This is a genomic window from Sulfolobus sp. B1, assembly GCF_007050195.1.
Taxonomy (GTDB): domain Archaea; phylum Thermoproteota; class Thermoprotei_A; order Sulfolobales; family Sulfolobaceae; genus Saccharolobus.
This window is the reverse complement of sequence record NZ_QIMI01000250.1, coordinates 1-1,301: the sequence shown is the minus strand read 5'-3', so window position 1 is coordinate 1,301 and position 1,301 is coordinate 1. Positions and strand designations below refer to the sequence as shown.

The following is a 1,301-nucleotide window of genomic DNA, read 5'->3' as shown; positions in this document are numbered from 1 at the left end:
GGAATCCATGGGATTTAGATAGAACCCCCGGCGGATCATCTGGAGGAAGTGGGGCGGCACTGGCTGCTGGCTACGTCGATTTAGCATTAGGAAGCGATACGGGAGGATCTATAAGAGCACCTGCAGCTTATACAGCTAGTTTTGGCTTAAAGCCTTCATATGGAACAGTCAGTAGGTACGGTTTAGTGGCTTATGCGAACAGCCTGGAACAGATAGGGCCTATGGCTAAAAACGCTGAAGATTTAGGAATACTCTATTCTATAATAGCCGGGCCAGATGATAAAGATTCTACTACCATAGAGTTTAATCCTTTAAATACTTTTGATGAAAAGAACATCAAAAAACTGAAAATAGGTGTGCTAAGTGATATTGTAGAAGCTTCTGATAAGGTTATTGTCTCAGCCATAAAAGATATTTTAAACAAAATGAGTGATGAAGGCGCTATAGTAGAGGATACTAAGCTTGGTTATGCTGAATACGCCTTGCCAGCGTACTACATTATAGCAATGTCAGAGGCTAGTTCTAATTTAGCTAGATATGATGGTGTAAGGTATGGATTTAGTAAGTATATGGAAGGTACATGGAAAGAAGTCTATGCTAAAAATAGAGGTGAGGGATTTGGCCTCGAGGTCAAGAGAAGAATATTGTTAGGTAGTTTCATACTTAGTGCGGGTTATTATGAGGAATTTTATATTAAAGCTTTAAAAGTAAGAAATTTAATCAAAAAGAGTATTGATAGTCTTTTTGAAAAATATGACATTTTAATATCGCCTACAATGCCCATCCTCCCTCCAAAGATAGGTGAGGTAATAAATGACCCAGTGAAAATGTATGCTATGGATATTAATACAGTGATAGCTAATTTATCGGCCATACCGGCATTATCGATGCCAGCTGGATTCTACAATAACCTACCTATAGGGTTGCAAATTATGGGAAAATATTTATCTGATTTAGAGATAATTGAGATAGCGTCTTATATAGAGAAGAACGTAACAAAACTATATGACTTAACCGCGACTATAAGTGCTTAAATTTTTAATCTTAACATGGTTAAGTAAACTGATATTAGCAATGCAAAGCAATATTAGAATTGACACCCTAAGCGAAATTTACAAGGAGTTGAAGAAAGAGAAATACCACATAGTCGGGACGCATAGTGCATATAAAAAATGCCATTGGACTCATGAATCACTAGTAACGAATAGGTCCTGCTATAAGGGAAAGTTTTACGGGATAGAAAGTCACAGATGTGTACAAATGACACCTACAGCTGCATGGTGCTGGTTTAGGTGTATCCA

The 1,301-nt window shown here is 37.5% G+C and carries 1 protein-coding gene and 1 pseudogene; both read left to right on the top strand.

What is annotated here, in order from left to right; translation table 11 throughout:
• Nucleotides 1-1,034, top strand: a 1,034-nt coding sequence (locus tag DMP16_RS09940; protein WP_143577194.1) for an amidase family protein, incomplete at its 5' end; no start/stop codon positions are given.
• A gap of 31 nt (nt 1,035-1,065) precedes the next feature.
• Nucleotides 1,066-1,301, top strand: a pseudogene (locus DMP16_RS11250) (4-demethylwyosine synthase TYW1); the annotation flags it as partial.